At 51.0% G+C, this 19,219-nt stretch carries 13 protein-coding genes; 11 read left to right on the top strand and 2 right to left on the bottom strand.

Features of this window, described 5'->3' with window-relative positions; all coding sequences use genetic code 11:
• Positions 1–19: 19 nt before the first annotated feature.
• Positions 20–1,381, bottom strand: coding sequence for a sigma-54-dependent transcriptional regulator (locus tag Q4E93_RS23670; protein ID WP_303589541.1), 1,362 nt, complete (start codon positions 1,379–1,381; stop codon positions 20–22).
• A 197-nt stretch (positions 1,382–1,578) separates the two neighbouring features.
• Here Q4E93_RS23670 and Q4E93_RS23665 point away from each other — a divergent pair, with 197 nt between their 5' ends.
• The 7 genes from Q4E93_RS23665 to Q4E93_RS23635 all read left to right on the top strand — a co-directional run bounded on the left by Q4E93_RS23665 (position 1,579) and on the right by Q4E93_RS23635 (position 13,375).
• Complete coding sequence (locus tag Q4E93_RS23665) at positions 1,579–4,836, top strand: ATP-dependent helicase (protein WP_303589540.1); 3,258 nt, start codon at positions 1,579–1,581, stop codon at positions 4,834–4,836.
• 56 nt (positions 4,837–4,892) lie between these two features.
• Positions 4,893–6,341, top strand: a complete 1,449-nt coding sequence (locus tag Q4E93_RS23660) for an Ig-like domain-containing domain (protein ID WP_303589538.1) — start codon at positions 4,893–4,895, stop codon at positions 6,339–6,341.
• A gap of 37 nt (positions 6,342–6,378) precedes the next feature.
• The gene (recR, locus tag Q4E93_RS23655; protein WP_303589536.1) at positions 6,379–6,999 is read left to right on the top strand and encodes a recombination mediator RecR; all 621 of its coding nucleotides are present in this window, start codon (positions 6,379–6,381) and stop codon (positions 6,997–6,999) included.
• A gap of 346 nt (positions 7,000–7,345) precedes the next feature.
• Positions 7,346–8,365 (top strand): homocysteine S-methyltransferase family protein, encoded by a 1,020-nt coding sequence (locus tag Q4E93_RS23650; protein ID WP_303589535.1) that lies wholly within the window; start codon positions 7,346–7,348, stop codon positions 8,363–8,365.
• 68 nt (positions 8,366–8,433) lie between these two features.
• On the top strand, positions 8,434–11,151 hold the full coding sequence (metH, locus tag Q4E93_RS23645; protein WP_303589533.1) for a methionine synthase: 2,718 nt from the start codon (positions 8,434–8,436) through the stop codon (positions 11,149–11,151).
• A gap of 69 nt (positions 11,152–11,220) precedes the next feature.
• A complete protein-coding gene (locus tag Q4E93_RS23640; protein ID WP_303589531.1) occupies positions 11,221–12,045 on the top strand; it encodes a hypothetical protein in 825 nt (274 codons plus the stop codon).
• 76 nt (positions 12,046–12,121) lie between these two features.
• On the top strand, positions 12,122–13,375 hold the full coding sequence (locus Q4E93_RS23635; protein WP_303589530.1) for an LVIVD repeat-containing protein: 1,254 nt from the start codon (positions 12,122–12,124) through the stop codon (positions 13,373–13,375).
• Here Q4E93_RS23635 and Q4E93_RS23630 read toward each other — a convergent pair.
• Entirely contained in the window at positions 13,372–14,121 is a 750-nt protein-coding gene (locus Q4E93_RS23630) for an LOG family protein (protein WP_303589529.1), read from the bottom strand. The two genes, Q4E93_RS23635 and Q4E93_RS23630, sit on opposite strands and share 4 nt — an antisense overlap.
• An 89-nt stretch (positions 14,122–14,210) precedes the next feature.
• Between Q4E93_RS23630 and Q4E93_RS23625 the strand changes: the two genes are divergently transcribed.
• The 4 genes from Q4E93_RS23625 to Q4E93_RS23610 are packed head-to-tail and all read left to right on the top strand — an operon-like array spanning position 14,211 to position 19,000.
• On the top strand, positions 14,211–14,990 hold the full coding sequence (locus tag Q4E93_RS23625; protein ID WP_303589528.1) for an exodeoxyribonuclease III: 780 nt from the start codon (positions 14,211–14,213) through the stop codon (positions 14,988–14,990).
• A gap of 60 nt (positions 14,991–15,050) precedes the next feature.
• Positions 15,051–17,480, top strand: coding sequence for a DUF2339 domain-containing protein (locus Q4E93_RS23620; RefSeq protein ID WP_303589526.1), 2,430 nt, complete (start codon positions 15,051–15,053; stop codon positions 17,478–17,480).
• Positions 17,458–18,699, top strand: a complete 1,242-nt coding sequence (locus Q4E93_RS23615; protein ID WP_303589524.1) for a hypothetical protein — start codon at positions 17,458–17,460, stop codon at positions 18,697–18,699. Before Q4E93_RS23620 ends, Q4E93_RS23615 begins: the two co-directional genes overlap by 23 nt.
• Positions 18,686–19,000, top strand: a complete 315-nt coding sequence (locus tag Q4E93_RS23610) for a DUF4286 family protein (protein WP_303589522.1) — start codon at positions 18,686–18,688, stop codon at positions 18,998–19,000. Before Q4E93_RS23615 ends, Q4E93_RS23610 begins: the two co-directional genes overlap by 14 nt.
• Positions 19,001–19,219: the final 219 nt, after the last annotated feature.

Genomic DNA, 19,219 nt, shown 5'->3' with positions numbered 1-19,219 from the left:
CTGATTTAAAGGGATAGGTCTACTTCATCTTGAGCTCCCCGTTCTGTATCATACGGTAAAGCGTGGACTTGCCTACATCCAGCTTTTTGGCGACGAGCAGAACGTCTTTGTCATATTTGTCCAAATAATGCTGCAGGATCTGTATTTCGAACTCTTTAAGGGTCATTTCTTTGTTGAGCAGGTCAGCAATGCTGGCCGACGTGTTCAATGTAATGTGCTCGGGATGTATCACCTCCTCATCCGCCATAACGACGGCCAGCTCCACCACCGACTTCAACTCACGGACATTCCCGGGAAAAGGATATTGCATCAGCTTTTGCTGAGACTCGGGGGACAGGGTCTTTTTATCCAGCTTATTCTCCTTACAGAAGCCGTCGATGAAATGCTTGGAGAGGATCAGGATGTCATTACCCCTCTCTCTCAACGGCGGCAAATAGATAGGCAGACCGATCAACCTGTAATAAAGGTCTTCGCGAAAATTCTTGTTTTTCACCTCTTCCAGCAGGTTCTTATGCGTCGCTACGACAATGCGAACATCTATCTTGGTAACCGTATTGCTGCCGATGCGGGTGATCTCACGCTCCTGCAGAACACGCAAAAGTTTTGCCTGCAAATTGATATCCAGCTCCCCTATCTCATCCAGGAACAGCGTACCCTTATCCGCCTCCTCGAACTTCCCTATCCGGCGGGTGACGGCTCCCGTGAACGCACCTTTTTCATGCCCGAACAACTCGGCCTCGATCAGTTCTCTCGGGATGGCTGCCACATTCACGGCCACGAAGGGCTGCTTGTGCCTTTCGGAATTGTAATGGATGGACTTGGCGATCATTTCCTTCCCGGACCCCGTCTCACCGGTGACCGACACGGTAATATTTGTCTTCGCGGCTTTTTCTATCAGGGAGAAAACTTTTTCGATCTGCTCGCTTTTCCCCAGGATCATCTGGGAGAAATCATACTTACGTCCGACCTGGGTCTTCAGGGTCTCCACCTCCTGCTTGAGGTTGCTGATCTCCCGCAGGTGCAAAATGCTGTTCCAGAGCCTGTCCTTCGTGTCGTCATCCTTCACGATATAATCGAAGGCCCCGTTCTTCAACAGGTTGATAGCCGTGGCGACATCCTCTTGTCCCGAAATGACGATGACCCGTATATCGGGGTTGTGCTCCCTGATCTTTTTCAGGACCTCCGCCCCATCGCAATCCGGCAAGGAATAGTCCAATGTCACCACATCGGGATTCTCATGTAACTGCGCGAAAAACTCCCGGGGGGATTCAAACCTTTTAACTTCGTACTCGGGATTGAGGGAAAGGTAATGCTGGAGCATACTGCCATACCAGACATCGTCCTCGACGATAAATACTTTGAAAGGATGATGGTTTTTCATATTTGCGTTTATATAGGGATATGATTCTAACGTCGAATCGGCTAATTTATTCCCATATCAAGACATTTTCCAATTTATTGGGCAACTTTTTCCAAATTAGGGATTTATACAGCAGACGAATAAGTGTTTTTACCTATTGTTTTTCGGATAAACCCGTTTAGAATTTCCTTCCAGGAGTATAGCGGCCCGGAGCATCGATGGCAAAAGTAGTCCCGGGATGGGATAGGCAAGGCGACAACGGACTAAATGGTGGATTGATGCCGGTGGTGTACCTTTATATTATGTCCATTCAAAGGGAGAAACTCCAGCAACATTTCCGGGAAGAATATCGAAAGCTGAACGATCAGCAGCGGCTCGCCGTTGACACCACGGAGGGGCCTGTCATGGTCATTGCGGGGCCCGGCACAGGGAAAACGCAGATCCTGGCAGCCCGTATCGGGAAGATACTTTTGAATACGGATATATCCCCGGAAAACATCCTTTGTCTGACCTATACGGATGCGGGAGCCATTGCCATGCGACGGCGTCTGCTGTCTTTTATCGGTCCTGACGCCTATAAAGTTCATATTCATACCTTTCACAGCTTTTGCAACGACATCATCCAGGAAAATCTGCCTCTTTTCGAGAAGACATCGCTGGATCCTATCTCCGACCTTGAAAAGATCCAGCTTTTCAAGACCCTGATCGATGCCTTCCCAAAGAACCATCCGTTGAAGCGCTACCGGGGGGATGTTTATTTTGAGATGAGCAACCTGCAGAACCTTTTTTCCACTATGAAACGGGAAGGCTGGACGCCTGCCTTTATCAATGGAAAGATCGATCAATACCTTGCGGAACTTCCCACCCGGGATGAGTTTATAGCCAAGCGTGCCACGAAGGAATTCAAAAAGGGGGATGTCCGCACGGACAAGATTGCAGAGGAGGCTGAGAAGATGGGCAAGCTGCGCGCTGCCGTAGGCGAGTTCGACGGCTTCCAGGACCTCATGCGGCGGCGTAACCGCTATGACTTCGACGACATGATCAACTGGGTGATCCGGGCCTTCGAGGAGAACAAGGCATTACTATCCAGCTACCAGGAACGATATCAATACATTCTCGTGGACGAATACCAGGACACCAGCGGTACCCAGAACAGGCTGGTAAACCTGCTCATCAGCTATTGGGCGCAGCCGAATGTATTTGTCGTGGGAGATGACGATCAGAGCATCTACCGTTTCCAGGGCGCCAACGTGGAGAATATGCTGGATTTCGCCCATCAATATGAAAAGGATCTGCTTACCGTGGTCCTTACCAATAATTACCGGTCCACCCAGCCTATCCTGGATATCTCCAAGACCCTGATCGATAAGAATATGGAGCGGCTGGTCCGCCAGCTCCCCGGTCTGTCCAAACAGCTGGTGTCCAGTCATCCCCTCATCAGCCACCTGAAATACCCCCCCCATATCCTGGAATACAAGGATCCCCGGGAGGAAATGACGGATATTACCCTCCATGTTGAAAAACTGGTAACAGAAGAGGGAGTTGCTCCGGGAAGGATCGCCATTATTTATAAGGAAAACAAATATGGCGAGGAGCTTGCCCGTTTCCTGCAGCTGAAGAAAATACCGGTGTATAGCAAGCGCAGTCTCAACCTGTTTGAAGTCCCTTTTGCACAAAAGATCATCTTATTGCTGCGATACCTGGCTGCGGAGCATGACGCTCCTTATGGCGGCGATGAAATGCTGTTCGAGATCCTGCATTTCGACTTTTTCTCCATCCCTCCACTCGAAATCGCCAAGCTATCCGTAGAGGTGGCTGAACGGCAGTTCAGCGATCAGAAAACTTCCATCCGGCGCCTGCTCTCTGAAAAAGCGGGTCGTCCGGCACGGGACCTATTCGACAGCGGTCTGCCGGAGGGTATGAAAAAGGCCAGCCGGGCCCTGGAAAAACTGATAGGGGATGCGTCGAATGTTACCTTACAGACCTTATTTGAAAACTGTATCCGGGATACGGGAGTACTGGCCTACATCATGCAAAGCCCCGAGAAGATCTGGCTGATGCAGATCATTACGGCCTTGTTCGACTTCATTAAGGAAGAATCCCGGCGTGATCCGGACCTGAACCTGGAGCGGCTGGTCCAGATGATCGACCTGATGAAGGACAATGGCATCTCTCTTCCCCTGATACAGGTGGCGGGGAGCGATAAGGCCGTCAATCTCCTCACTGCGCATGGCTCCAAGGGTCTGGAATTCGAATATGTATTTTTCGCCGGTTGTAATGCGGCCACCTGGGAAAAGAAACGTAAGCCGGGCGGAGGCTACAGGTATCCGGATACCCTGTTCTCCTCCCGGGTGAACGGTGATTCCAAGGCCTCTGACGAGGAAGAACTGCGGAGGCTGTTTTATGTCGCGCTTACACGGGTGGAACAACATCTGTTCATTTCTTATTCCCGCTATCGTCCGGATGGTAAGGAGCTGGAACCTTCTGTTTTTATTGTGGAGATACTGGATCAGCATGCATTGTCCGTGGAGAAGGTGGCGGTACCGGAGGAGGCCAATGCGGACTTTGCCTCCCTGCCTTTTACTGAAACAGTGGCGCCTGAGATTGCGGCAGCGGAAGAAGCATTCATTACCCGCATGCTGGAAAAGTTCATCATGAATGTAACGGCGCTTAACAACTATCTCAAGTGTCCCCTGGAGTTTTATTACCGGAACCTGGTAAGGATACCTTCTCCCAAAAACGAAGCCACCGAATTCGGGAGCGCCGTGCATTTTGCGCTGCAACGGCTGTTTGAAAAGATGAAGGCCCATGCAGCAGAGCAATTCCCGCAAAAAGACGAGATGCTGCAGGATTTCATATGGTATATGCATCGTCACCGGGAGATCTTCACCCGGGAAGCCTTTGCACGGCGGATGGAATATGGTATGGAGGTCCTGGGCAACTATTACGACAAATATATCTTCCAGTGGAATAAGATCGTGGCGGTGGAAAGGAATATCCGTAATGTGATGGTAAAGGGAGTCCCGCTGAAGGGCAAATTAGACAAGCTGGAATTCCAGGGAAAAGAGGTCAACGTCGTCGATTATAAGACGGGGGACGTGGATAAGGCGAGGGAAAAGCTGGCGCCGCCCAACCCAAAGGCCCCTAACGGCGGGGATTACTGGCGGCAGGCCGTATTTTATAAGATATTGGTGGATAGCTATGAACAGAAGGACTGGAAAGTGGTCAGCACGGAATTCGATTTTGTCGAGCCGGACAAAAAAAAGGAATACCGCAAGGTGAAGATCCTGATCACGCCTGCCGATATCACCACTGTCATCCAGCAGATAGAGTCCACCTGGCGACGCATCCAGGACCGGGAATTCTATACGGGGTGCGGAAAACCGGATTGTCATTGGTGTAATTTTGTCAAGACAAACAACCTTGCCGTCGAATTGCATGAGATCGGTGAGGAGGCGGAAGAGGAGGATGCATAGGTAGTTTTAAGCTAATATTAGGAAGGAACTTTCATCAATCCCCGTATTTTTACAGCATGAAGATCCAGAACGGTCCGTCATTTCTTCTTCTTTTAATCACCGTTGTCAGCATGCTGGGCAATACCGGTTGCGCCAATATCGTACCACCACTGGGCGGCCCCCGGGATACACTGCCTCCGAAGCTTGTATTTGTCACACCGAGGGATTCCAGCAAGCTTTTTAATGCCAACAAGATCGTTTTTACCTTTAATGAATATATCGATCCGAAAGATGTGCGGACGGAGCTGATCGTTTCGCCTGTCCCGAAGACCGAACCAATCGTTGACGCGAAACTGAGGACCCTTACCGTACGTATCAAGGATACGCTGCAGCCCAATACCACCTACTCCCTGAATTTCGGCAATGCCATCCGGGATGTCAATGAAGGTAATATCATGAAGAATTTCACCTATGTTTTTTCCACCGGCAGGTATATCGACTCCATGCGATTTTCAGGGAATGTGCTGGTGGCGAATACGGGTAAAACGGACAGTACGCTGATCGTCATGCTGCATAAGAACCTGGACGATTCGGCCGTTGTAAAGGAAAAGCCCCGTTATGTCGCCCGGCTGGACAGTATGGGCCGATTCTCCTTCCGCTACCTCGAGCCGGGTAAATATGCCCTTTATGCCATGAAGGACGAGGGCGGCACCCGGCGATATTTGTCTGCAGCCTCACTATTTGCCTTTTCCGATACGCCCGTGATCATTGGTCCCGGCACTCCCCCTAGCACGCTGTATGCCTTTGTGGAGCCGGATACGGTGAAACGAGCATCGAAAAGCGGGACCTCAGGACAGAATAAGGGCGCTATCGCCAACAAGGAGAAGGAAAAGGACAAAGAGAAAGACAAGCGGCTGCAGCTGCAGGTGAATATCTCAAGTGGAGAGTTCGACATCCTGGATACAATGAAGATCACTTTTGCCACCCCGTTGAAGGTATTTGACTCTTCCATGATCCAATTTACAAATGATGACTTTAAGGTCATCGACCCCCGGAATTACCAGTTCAAACGGGACTCGACCAAAAAATTGTTTGCCATGCTATACAACTGGCCGACGGACACCAAGTACCACCTTATCTTTCCGAAGAACTTTGCCGAGGACACTTCAGGAAGGAAGCTTTTAAAGGCTGACACTATTAGCTTCCGCACGAAAAAAGACATCGAATATGGCGAAGTACGGGTCCGGATCCTCAATCTGGACCTTTCCAGGAAGCCCGTTCTGCAGTTCGTCGTCCAGGATGCCATAAAATTTACTTATACGTTCAGGAATGGGAAGGAATTCCGGCAGCTGCTATTTGCTCCTGGAGAGTATGAGCTCCGTGTCCTGTACGACACTAATGGCAATGGCGTCTGGGATGCCGGTCAGTTCTTCGGCAAGCACCGGCAGCCTGAACGGGTGGTCCCCATCAAGAAGAAATTGACTGTCAAAGCCAACTGGGATAACGATGTAGATATTACGCTGTAAAGCGGCTTCCTGGCGGAAGAAGCCGTATCTTTATGGTATGCAATTTTCCTCTGATCTATTGGAAAGCGCAGTGAATGAGTTTGCCAAGCTGCCGGGTATTGGAAAGAAAACGGCCCTCCGCCTGGTGCTTCATTTGCTAAAGACAGATCCCTCGATGGTACAGGGATTTGGGGAGACCCTGATCCGGATGCGTCAGGAGATCAAGTTTTGCCAGCGCTGTTTCAATGTAGCCGATGCCGATATCTGTTCCATCTGCGCCAATTCCCTCCGGAAGCAGGAGCTGATCTGTGTGGTGGAGAGCATACGCGAAGTGATCGCTATCGAAAGCACGCAACAATATAGCGGCACTTATCATGTATTAGGGGGGATCATTTCTCCATTGGATGGGGTAGGTCCCGATCAGCTGAATATCGAGGCGCTGGTGAACAGGGTACAAAAAGAGCATACACAGGAGCTCATTTTCGCCCTCAACCCTACTATACAGGGAGATACTACCATATATTATATCCAAAAGCGTTTACAGGGCAGCGGGGCCCGATTTACCACCATTGCCAGGGGTATCGCCTTCGGCGGGGAGCTGGAATATGCGGACGAAATGACCCTGGCGAGAAGCATTACGAACCGCCTGCCCATAGAAAGCTATATGGCGGGGAGGTAATGCCCCGGAGATGCACCCTATGTCCGCTGGCCGACCTTGTTATCAATATTTTTATGTACCTTTGCCCCCGGAACAGGCGGATTTGTTTATTGTTCAGCCTGTCCGGTCAACGCCAGCGCTTCTGCAAAGAAGTAAAAACTGAACTAATAAACGTTTGAAATAATCATTTTTTATTCCCATCCAGGTTATTTCCCTCGTTGTTATCCGTTCAGAAAATTTTTCTCTTTTAAAAGCGTTTGCACATTTTGTCAATCTTACTCGGCATGCGGGAAGATGCAGCCCTTATGGATGCATCCGCAGGAAGAGGAATCAAAACCGTAAGGAAAGACGGGAAAGGAGCAAAATCATGAAGAAGACAATTCAAGACTGCCTGAAAGAGCGAATACTTATCATCGACGGGGCCATGGGTACCATGATCCAGCGTCACAAGCTGGAGGAAAAAGACTATCGCGGGCATCGTTTCGCAGACTGGCCGTCCGATCTCAAAGGGAATAATGATCTGTTATGCCTTACCCAACCCGATATCATCGAAGGTATTCACCGGGAATACCTGGAAGCAGGCGCCGATATTATCGAGACCAATACCTTCAATGCCCAGGTGATCAGCATGGCGGACTATCATATGGAATCGCTGGCTTTCGAGATCAACGTGGCTGCTGCCCGCATCGCCAGGAAAGCGGCGGATGACTATACCTCCCGTAATCCTGGCAAGCCCCGCTTTGTTGCCGGCGCTATCGGCCCCATGAACAAGACATTGTCCCTCTCTCCGGATGTCAATAATCCGGGCTTCAGAGCCGTCAGTTTCGATGAGGTGGCTGCCGCTTATTACGAGCAGGTAAAGGGCCTTGTGGAAGGGGGTGTTGACCTGTTGCTGATAGAGACGATCTTTGATACATTGAATGCAAAGGCTGCCATATTCGCGATCAAGAAATACTTCCGGGATTTGAAACAAAAGGAGCTGCCCATCCTCATCAGCGGCACCATCACAGATGCCAGCGGGAGGACCCTCAGTGGTCAGACCCTGGAAGCCTTCTATGTCTCCGTCATGCATGCCAAGCCGCTCAGCATCGGACTCAATTGCGCCCTTGGCGCGGTGGAAATGCGCAGTCATATAGAGGAACTGAGCCAGATTGCGGCCTGTTATACTTCGGCCTATCCCAACGCCGGTTTGCCAAATGCGATGGGAGAGTACGACGAGCAGCCGGAACAAACGGCGCATTTCATCGAGGAATGGGCGGAAAATGGATTTGTCAATATCGTGGGTGGCTGCTGCGGCACTACCCCGGACCATATCCGTCATATTGCGGAACATGTAGCCACTATCCGGCCGAGACCGCTGCCGGTGGTGGAAGCAGCGTTGAGCTGAGAGCTGAAAGCTGTGAGCTATGAGCCAGGGAAATTTTAAATGATTAATGGATTTGATCAACTAATAAGATGTCAACAGTTACTATTAAACCGTATTTGCGATTGGCAGGCCTGGAGCCATTAGTGGTAAGACCTGAAACGAATTTTCTCAATGTAGGGGAGCGCACGAATGTCACGGGCTCCAAGAAGTTCGCCCGTCTGATCCGGGAAGGTAAATATGAGGAGGCGCTCAGTGTCGCCCGCCAGCAGGTGGAGAACGGGGCCCAGGTCCTCGACGTCAATATGGACGACGCCCTTCTGGATGGAGAAAAAGCCATGCAGACCTTTCTCAACCTTTTGCAGGCCGAGCCGGATATCGCCAGGATCCCCATCATGATCGACTCCTCGAAATTCTCCATCATCGAGGCCGGATTGAAATGCGTACAGGGAAAATGCATCGTCAACTCCATCTCCATGAAAGAAGGGGTAGAGAAGTTCATCGAACAGGCCATCGTCTGTAAGAGCTATGGCGCTGCAGTCATTGTGATGGCCTTCGACGAGAGCGGGCAGGCGGATACCCTTCGCAAAAAAGTTGACATCAGCCAACGGGCCTATGATATATTGACTGAAAAGGTAGGTTATGATCCGGAAGACATCATTTTCGATCCTAATATCTTCGCCATCGCAACAGGCATCGAAGAACATAATAATTATGCCGTCGATTTCATCGAGGCCATCAAAGAGATCAAGCAGCGGATGCCCCTCACCCGTATCAGCGGGGGCGTCAGTAATATCTCCTTCTCTTTCCGGGGCAACGAGCCTGTCCGGGAAGCCATGCACAGCGTGTTCCTGTACTATGCCATTAAGGCGGGAATGGATATGGGTATCGTCAATGCCGGTCAGCTGGTGGTATATGACGAAATTGAACCCAAGCTCCGTGACCTGTGCGAGGATGTGATCCTCAACCGTAACCCCGAAGCTACCGATAAGCTGCTTGCGTTTGCCGAAACCGTCAAGGCAAAGGACAAAGCGGAGGTAAAAGACGAAGCCTGGCGTAAGGGGACGGTGGAAGAAAGATTGAAGCATGCCCTTGTCAATGGCATCACCGAACATATAGATGCCGATACGGAAGAGGCCCGGCAGAAATATCCCAAGCCGCTGGAGGTCATTGAGGGGCCGCTGATGGCCGGCATGAACGTGGTAGGCGACCTGTTCGGCAGCGGCAAGATGTTCCTGCCACAAGTCGTAAAAAGCGCCCGCGTGATGAAAAAGTCTGTTGCCGTGCTCACTCCTTACATCGAACAGGAAAAAGAGGAGCGCAGGCTGGCGCACGAGGCGGCGGGCACAACGAATGGAGAATCGGCCGGGGCCGCCAGGATACTGTTGGCTACGGTGAAAGGCGATGTACACGATATTGGCAAGAACATCGTCGGCGTTGTGCTGGGGTGTAACGGCTACGATATCATCGACCTGGGGGTAATGGTGCCGGCGGACAAGATCCTGGAGACGGCTAAAAGGGAAAAGGTAGATATCATCGGGCTCAGCGGGCTCATCACCCCTTCACTGGACGAGATGGTACATGTGGCCAGGGAAATGAAAAGACAAAATTTTGAAGTGCCGCTGCTCATTGGGGGAGCGACCACCTCCCGTATGCATACCGCGGTGAAGATCGCACCGGAATTTGAAAAGGGCGTGGTACACGTGCTGGACGCGTCCCGCAGCGTCACTGTCGTAGGTTCGCTGCTGAGCCAGGAGCAAAAACCTGATTTTCTCAAGACGATCAAAGAGGAATACCGTAAGCTGAAAGAGGATTTCGCCAATAAGAAGTCCGCCAAACAATACCTCTCATTTGCACAGGCGCAGGAAAATAAGGTGAAGATAGACTGGGAAAAGTTCAATCCTGTACGACCGGGGTTCACCGGAACGAAGGCTTTCGATGGTTATGACCTGGCTGAGATCGTACCGTACATCGACTGGGGTCCTTTCTTTATTGCCTGGGAGCTGCATGGCAAGTTCCCGCAGATATTGACAGATGAGAAAGTGGGATCTGAAGCGACAAAATTGTACAATGATGCGCAGGCCCTGCTGAAACAGATCGTGGAGGAGAAATGGCTAAAGGCCCGGGCGGTCATTGGTTTCTGGCCGGCCACTTCAGACGGAAAGGATACGGTGACTGTCGATGCGGGAGATGCTCCCGTACGGTTGGAATTCCTCCGGCAGCAGATCAAAAAGGCGCCGGGGCAACCCAATATCTCCCTAAGTGACTTTATAACGCCGAAGTCTTTTGGCAAGCTGGACCATATCGGCGGATTTGCCGTCACCATTGAAGGGATCGAACCGCATATCAAACGTTTTGAGGCTGCTCATGATGACTACAACAAGATCACCTTACAGGCCCTGGCGGACCGGCTGGCGGAAGCTTTTACCGAACTGCTGCATGAGCGGGTACGCAAGGAATTCTGGGGTTATGTGAAGGAAGAGCACCTGAGCAATGAGCAGTTGATAAAGGAAGAATACATGGGCATCCGTCCCGCACCAGGCTACCCCGCCTGTCCGGATCATACGGAAAAGCGCAAGCTTTTCGCCCTGCTGGATGCTACGAAGCACACAGGGATCATCCTTACGGAGTCACTGGCCATGTATCCCGCCGCTTCTGTCAGCGGCTGGTATTTCGCCCATCCGGAAAGCAAGTACTTTGGGGTCGGTAAAATAGAGAAGGACCAGGTAATGGACTACGCCGACCGGAAAGGAATGCCGTTGGGTGAGGTGGAGCGGTGGCTGAGACCAGTATTGGAATATGATGCCTGATAATGGAGTTATCCCTTTTTTATCTAATTTCGCCGTGCAAAAAGATTCTTATCCGAACAGGCATTGATTATGAGACAGTCAAAAATTGGTATCTGGCAGAGCATTACCTCTATCGTATTCGTTAGCCTTCTCCCTTACTGCAGCAGCGCGCAGGGGAAAAAGAAAAAGCATTTCATCAAGGAAGTTTATTTCTCCTGGGGATACAATACAGAATGGTATACCCGTAGCAGCGTACACGTTTCCCAGCCGTCGCTCGGCAATGACTATACCTTCAAGAGTATCAAAGGTCACGATCACCGGGGATGGGACGAAGGTTTATTTCAAAAGGCCCTGACCATTCCGCAATACAATTACCGCGTGGGGTTCGTGCTGAATGAAGAAAAGGGCTGGGGCTTCGAGATCAATTTCGACCATACCAAATTCATATTTGCCGACCAGGACGCCCATCTGAAGGGTACGCTGAATCACCGCCAGGTGGATACAACTGTCGCCTTCAACGCTGACAACGGTTTTTATTACTATCTGAATAATGGAGCCAACTTTTTACTCTTCAATATCGTCAAGAGCTGGCATGTCGTGCCGCTGTCCTCCGGGAAAGTGAAGCTGGACGTTTTGGCAAAGGGAGGCATCGGACCTGTGATCCCTCATGTGGATAACAGCTTTTTTGGACATCATAATGACGCGGGTTTTCAATTCGGCGGATGGAACATCGGCCTAGAAGGCTGTATACGTGCGACTTTTTTCAAATATGTCTACCTGGAGTATTCCAATAAGCTGGATTATGCCCGCTATTCCGGTCTGCAGGTATACGAGGGTAAGGCACGTCAGGCATTTGGCTGTTATGAAATGATCCTCAGCCTGGGCTTCCGGATCCCCACCGGCGAGAAGAAGTAAAGGGGGGGGCCCTGGACAAAATGCCTGTCCATGCAACGAAGGGACGCTTTTTCTATGTCACGTGGAAAAGCCTGATATGAAACCGAAGGTTCACGAACTCCTGCTTCCCCTTCTTGCGGGAGCGCTTTTCCTCCTGCCCCTATCCGGATGCGACAAGAGCAACGGCGCAAAGCACTATACATTTTATGAGCCGATCTATACGTCCAGGGCGGATGCGCTGGCTCGCATCAATGGCAATCCCACCGAAGGCATCGATTCTGCCGGCAAGGTCTATATCAATGGCAACTATATCTTTCTCAGCGACGTCGACAAGGGCATACATGTGTTCGACAATACGAACCCGTCTCATCCCGTGCAGGTCGCCTTTCTTTCTATCCCCGGCAACCAGGACATTGTCGTAAGAGGCAATACACTCTATGCTGACATGTATGACGCGCTGCTGGCCGTCGATATTTCGGACCTGAGCCATGTAAAGGTCACCCGTCAGCTGGAGCATTTATTTGTCATGCGGGCGTATGTGAATGGCTACGGGATGCCCAGGGACAGCGTCATTACCGGCTGGACAAAAAAGTATAGTGACACACCTCCCCGCAATGGCTCCTGTTATTGGTGCACCCTACCCGGGGTGGACCTTGTCCCGATGGCTTTCGCTTCCTCCAAGTCATCGGGATTGGCCGGCTCCATGGCAAAAATAGTCCTGCTTAAGGACCACCTGTATGCCCTGGCCGAGAGTCATAGCCTGCAGATCATCGACCTGGATAATGCGGATCAGCCATCCGCGGGACCGAAGATAATGGCGGGTTTTGACCTGGAGACCGTTTTCCCTTTCCAGGACAAGCTATTCCTCGGTTCATCTTCGGGCGTTTATATTTATGATGTCAGCAGCCCGGACAATCCCGTTGCCGAAGGAACATTTGCACACGGACGCGCCTGTGACCCAGTGATAACTGACGGGGATTATGCTTATGTCACGCTGCATAGCGGCGGCATGTGCGGAGGGGCTTCCAATGAGCTGAACGTACTGGATGTGAAGGACCTGAAAAGTCCCGCGCTGGTGAAGGCCTATACAATGAGCAAGCCAATGGGGCTAAGCAAGGACGGTGATCTTTTGTTCGTATGTGACGGGCCGGGCGTAAAAGTGTTCAGGGCAAACAATCCCGGCCAGCTGCAGTACCTGAAAACGATCATCCTATCAAACGCCTACGACGTGATCGCGTCCAACAAGCATTTGCTCGTCACTGCAGACGAAGGAATATATCAATTCGACTATAGTAAGCAGGGTATGCCGTTGTTGAGCATTCTGCCCGTGGCGCATCATAGCAAGGGCTAGGCAGTCTTATACTTCTGGTATTTTTCAAACAACCACCATTTGCGCTTGCGCGGGGTAAAGCGATAATTCTTCTTTATAAAGGTGTCGATGTGGGCCGTGGCTTCGGCGATGCTGTCGGTGAGCAGCACCAGGGAAAGGTCCTCTTTGGAAACGGTGCCCTGTGCGGCCATGTATTCCATATATTCCCAAAGCTCCCGGTAATATGCCGCGCCGAAAAGGACTATGGGAAACTGCACCAGGGTTTTGGTCTGGATGAGTGTCAGCGTCTCGAAAAACTCGTCCATGGTCCCAAAGCCGCCGGGCATGATGACAAAGGCATAGGAGTATTTCACCAGCATCACTTTGCGTACAAAAAAATGTTCGAAGGTGATGCTGGTTTGCACGTAAGGATTAGGTTTTTGTTCGAATGGGAGCTTGATATTACATCCTACCGAGCGTCCCCCCTGCTCGAAAGCGCCCCGGTTGGCAGCCTCCATAGTGCCTGGTCCCCCGCCCGTCATGGTAGTAAGGCCCAGGGCGGCAATCTGGCGTCCCATCTCCCGGGCCGACTCATAATGCGGGTGGTCGTCCTTGAACCGGGCCGAGCCAAATACGGTGACGCAGGGTCCGACGAAATGCAGCGTGCGGAACCCTTTGATGAATTCCCTGAAGACCTTCCAGGCAAATTTCAACTCATATCCTCTGCTCTTAGGGCCTTCCAAAAATTTTGCGTCTTTGGCCGGTATGATCCTGTCTAAATTTTCCATGCTGGTATAATGCGGTTTAGTACCTTGCGGTGTCTAAGAGTAAGACCTTAGGCCCCAATCGAAGACACAAATTTAAAGTAAACGTTGTTATGTCATCATTACGAATTGTCAGTTACAATGTTAATGGCATCCGCGCCGCAATGAACAAGGGCCTGATCGACTGGCTCAAAACCGACCCTGCCGACGTTGTTTGTATCCAGGAGACAAAGGCACACCGCGACAATGTGAACCACAAAGCTTTTACGGACCTGGGATACCATGACTACTGGTTTTCCGCCCAGAAAAAGGGATACAGCGGCGTTGCCATCTTTACCAGGCGGGTGCCGGATCATGTGGAATATGGCACGGGCCATAAGGTCAGCGACGACGAGGGGCGAGTACTGCAAATAGACCTTGGGGACATACGCATCATCAATGCCTATTTCCCTTCTGGCACGACGGGAGATGAAAGGCAGGTATACAAGTACGCCTGGCTGGATGAATTCCACGCCTACCTTGAAACGCTGAAGCAAAAATATCCCAAACTGGTGTTGTGCGGGGATTATAACATCGCCCACAGGGACATCGATATCCACGATCCAAAAGGCAATAAAAAGTCCTCTGGTTTTCTTCCTGAAGAACGAGCCTGGATGGATAAGTTCATGGGCAGCGGCTGGGTGGATACTTTCCGTCAGCTGAATCCCGCACCTCACCAATACACCTGGTGGAGCCAGCGTTTCCCCTCGGTGCGGCTGGAAAATAAAGGCTGGCGGATAGACTATATCAATGTCACCACAGCGCTTGGTCAAAATCTCCTCCGCGCGGAGATCTATCCGGATGTCAGGCAAAGCGACCATTGCCCTGTATACCTTGAGCTGGAGACAAAATAAGTACCGGGGGCTTCCATTTACCAATTATGCCGTTTATCTTTATCGGCTAACCCTCCGGGCATGGAAATACTCGTCATATTACTTTTCATCGTACTCATCATATTGATCGCCTCTTTCAGGGGCCGTGCCCTGGAGAGGATTGGGAATCTGGAGCGGGAGATCGCCCGGTTGAGAAAGGATCTGGAGGCGGCGCCCCGGGCGGTGGAGGTGGAGAAGAGGCCGGTGGAAGTGATGACGAGGCCTACGCAGGCAGAGAAGGGGCCCGCTGCAACAGCGCAGAGGCCTGCGGAAGCGAGGCGGGACAAGGCTGATGGTCCGGTGGCCAGTCCGGAAGAGTCGGAACCGTTTGTTCCTGCAGCAATCAGGAGGCCAGTGCCGGCGTCGGAAATTCAGCCCGGCGCAGAGGTGACCAGGCCGCATGTTTTCCAGCCGACGACTTCTTCAGGCGCTGTTAGAAAAAGTCCCCCTCCAGTTGAGAAACCAGGATTTTTCGAAAGACATCCCGACCTGGAAAAGTTCATCGGGGAGAACCTGGTGAGCAAGATAGGGATCGGGGTCCTGGTCCTGGCCATCGGGTTCTTCGTGAAATATGCCATTGACAATGAGTGGATAGGTCCGGTAGGCCGTGTGGGTATCGGTGTACTTTGCGGCGGCATCCTGATAGGTATCGCCCACTTTCTCCGCAACAGCTACAAGGCATTCAGCTCAGTATTGGTAGGCGGAGGACTGGCAGTGCTGTATTTTTCGATCGCGCTGGCCTATCACCAGTATGGGCTTTTCAGTCAGTCTGCATCCTTTGTCATCATGCTGGTCATCACCGCATTTGCGGTGATCCTTTCGCTTTTATATGACCGCCAGGAGCTGGCCATCATCGCGCTGGTGGGTGGCTTTGTCACGCCTTTCCTGGTGAGCAATGGCAGCGGTAATTACAAAGTACTCTTCAGCTATCTGCTCATACTTAACACAGGTCTGCTGGTCATGGCCTATCGCAAAGCCTGGCGGCTCCTGAACGTGCTGGCTTTCGGCTTTACGGCCATCCTGTTCGCGAGCTGGCTGGCGACCTTGCCGGAAGGGCAGGATACGCCGTCCACTTATGGAGGCGCTTTATTGTTTGCCACATCCTTTTACATTCTTTTCTTTATCATCAATATTGCTCATAATATACGGGAGAACAAAAAATTCATCGCTTCGGATTTTGGCATTCTGCTGGCCAATACCTGTTTGTATTTCGCTGCGGGGCTGTACCTGTTGGCCGCCATGGGCCTAACGAAATACCAGGGGTTGTTCAGCGCGTCCATGGCTGTGTTTAACCTGGTAACCTCTTATTTCCTGTTCCGCAAGAAAAAAGTGGACAGCAATGTCCTATACCTGCTGATCGGCATTACGTTGACCTTTATTTCCCTTACCGCTCCCATTCAGCTGCACGGCCACTATATCACGTTGTTCTGGGCCTCCGAGTCTGTGCTTTTATACTGGCTTGCCCGCAAGTCGGGGATCCGCATCATAGAATGGGCATCCCTTGTAGTATGGGCGGCCATGTTGGTGAGCCTGGTGATGGATTGGGGTGCTGTTTATATTATAAGGCTTGACAAACGGCCGCTACCTGTTGTCTTCAACAAAGGCCTGATAACTACGCTGTATGCTGGGGCATGCACCTATGCATTGTTCTTCATGCGGAGGAAGGCAGGTACTGCCGGAATGATCCTCAATGCTATGGTGATCGTAGCCAGCCTGCTCCTGTTCATCGGTGGCGCCCTGGAGATCGACCATCAATTCGAATTTTTCTACCCGGAGACCCGGATCTCCACGTTATACCTGTTGTTGTATGGGTTCTTATGGTCTTTTTGCGTGACCTATATCATGGACCGGCGCCGGTGGTTCGACAATCCCCTATTTGCCATGGGTCTGCTGATCTTCAGTCTTGCTACCTACCTGGCAAATATCCCTGACATATTTTCCATACAAACAGCGCTGGCAACACCGGGACTGCAAGCTCATTTCATGGCGCACTGGGTCACCGCGTTGCTGGTGGCTATGATGATCCACCGGTGTATCGCCTGGTGGAGGAAGGGTATGTTGGAAGCATTGTCCCCGAAGGCCTTCAGCTGGCTGATCTGTATATTCATCATCATCTTTCTCAGCGCAGAAGTGGGATTACTGGTCAACGCTGTTTTTTACAGCAAGTCCCTTTCTTTTGACAGGATCGGCACTGTCTATGTCAAAACGGGGCTGCCCATCCTATGGGGATTGAGCTCCTTTATTTTCATGTGGCTGGGTATGCGGCATAAGTTCAAGCCGCTGCGTATCATCTCGCTGGCCCTGTTCTCCGTCACGTTGTTAAAGCTTTTCCTGTTCGATATTCAAAATATTCCTGTCGCGGGTAAGATCGCAGCATTCTTCTGCCTGGGTGTCATCCTACTGGTGGTCAGCTTTATGTATCAAAGGTTAAAAAAAATCATTATCGAGGATGAAGAGAAAAAGACTGCTTAAGTGCCTGTTGCTATCCGGCATGTTGCTGTTTTTCCTCCTGGGAAAAGCGCAGGACTTTTTCGCTTATGAAGTGCCGCTGGATACTGTCGGCCAGGCGGGTTTTTATAAGGTCATTCTCACCCCTGATGCCATTGCCAGGTGCAAACGGGACCTGGCGGATCTTCGGATCCGCGACGCTCATGGCCGGTATACGCCGTATGTTTTACGAAGCGACCTGCCCATCCAGACCGGCGAAAGCTTTAAAGAGTTTCCCATTCTTCCGGCCAAAGCCGGGGCGGACAGTTCAAACGATGTACAGATCGCCAACTGGTCTTCCGGCCCCATCCATTCGTTGTTGCTGTATGTCCATAATTTCACCGTCAGGCGTAATTTTACTTTAAGCGGCAGTGATGACAGGCAGAAATGGTATGTCATTAAAGAGCATTTTTTATGGGAGCCTTCAAATACTGACAGCGCGGAATATTTTATTCAAAGGATCGACTTCCCCGCCAGCAGCTACCATTATTTTAAGATCATCCAGGAAGAAAAGGGCGCGCTGCCTGTGAACATCCTCCGGGCGGGTATTGCCACCAAGCATGTTGCCAATGGTAGTTACCGGATGACCCCCGCGCCACAAATATCACAGAAGGACAGCAGTGATCATCATTCGTATGTGACGCTGACGTATGAAGAGCCTTACCTGACAGACAAGCTGGAGCTGGAAGTAATAGGTCCGCGTCTGTACAAAAGAAAGTCCCGGATCTTCAGCAAGGACGATCCTTATTCTTCCGTGAGCCTGGATATCGACCCCATTCATCATACTTTCCTGGTGCCGTCATTCAAAACACGCGTATTGATCCTGGACATCGACAATGAGGACAATGCGCCCCTAGTAGTCAACAATATCGTGACCAGTCAACTGGAGCGGTATCTGCTGGTCTGGCTTCAGCCAGGAACGGAATACCGGCTGCTGGCGGGCAATGTGCAGGCGAATGCGCCGGCATATGACCTTAAATATTTTGTAGACAGTATGCGCCGGGAGCCTGGAGAGATCCTTCCGGGCGCGCTGCAGGCTGTCGTTAAACCAACTGCGTTGCCAGAGGAGAATAAGAGCGGTAGCGGCGTCCTCCTCTGGATCATTCTTTCAATTGTCCTGGTCTTATTGATCTTTTTAAGCTTTAGAATGTTGAAAGCTATTCCGGGGAATCATCAAAAGGAGGATACAAATGATCGTTTATAATGTCACTTACAAGGTCCGGTGGAGCATCCTGGACAAGTGGCTGGCGTGGCAGCAGTCATCACATATTTCCGCTCATATGGCGACGGGGCTTTTCGATGATCACCGGTTTTTCCGGCTACTGGAGCAGGATGAGGAAGAAGGCCCTACTTATATCATTCAATATTTCACCACCTCCCTTGAGCGGTACAGGCAATTCATGATCGAGTTTGCGCCGGAGCTGCAAAGGGTTTCGTGGCAGCAGTGGGGGGATGCGTTTATAGCGTTTCGGACTTTGATGTCTTCAGAATTGGGCGACACCTAGCTGTGCAGTAATTGTGGAAAAGAATTAAAATAACTTTGCTGAAATATAAATTGTCGTAAATTCTTTTCAAATCCTTGCCAGTGAAGGATTTCAGCCGCCAGTCGTGAAACATAGTGCTGACAAGGTTTTCGGCCGGTGAGCGTAAGTTCGCCATAGGAAATCTACGAAGTAGAATAGCGTCTAATCCTTGTCCCACGCGGTTTAGAGAGGACTTGTACC

This window comes from Flavitalea plasmicola, from assembly GCF_030546645.1.
In the GTDB taxonomy this organism is placed as follows: domain Bacteria; phylum Bacteroidota; class Bacteroidia; order Chitinophagales; family Chitinophagaceae; genus Puia.
The sequence above is the reverse complement of the archived record's forward strand: the minus strand, read 5'-3'. Positions and strand labels throughout refer to the sequence as shown.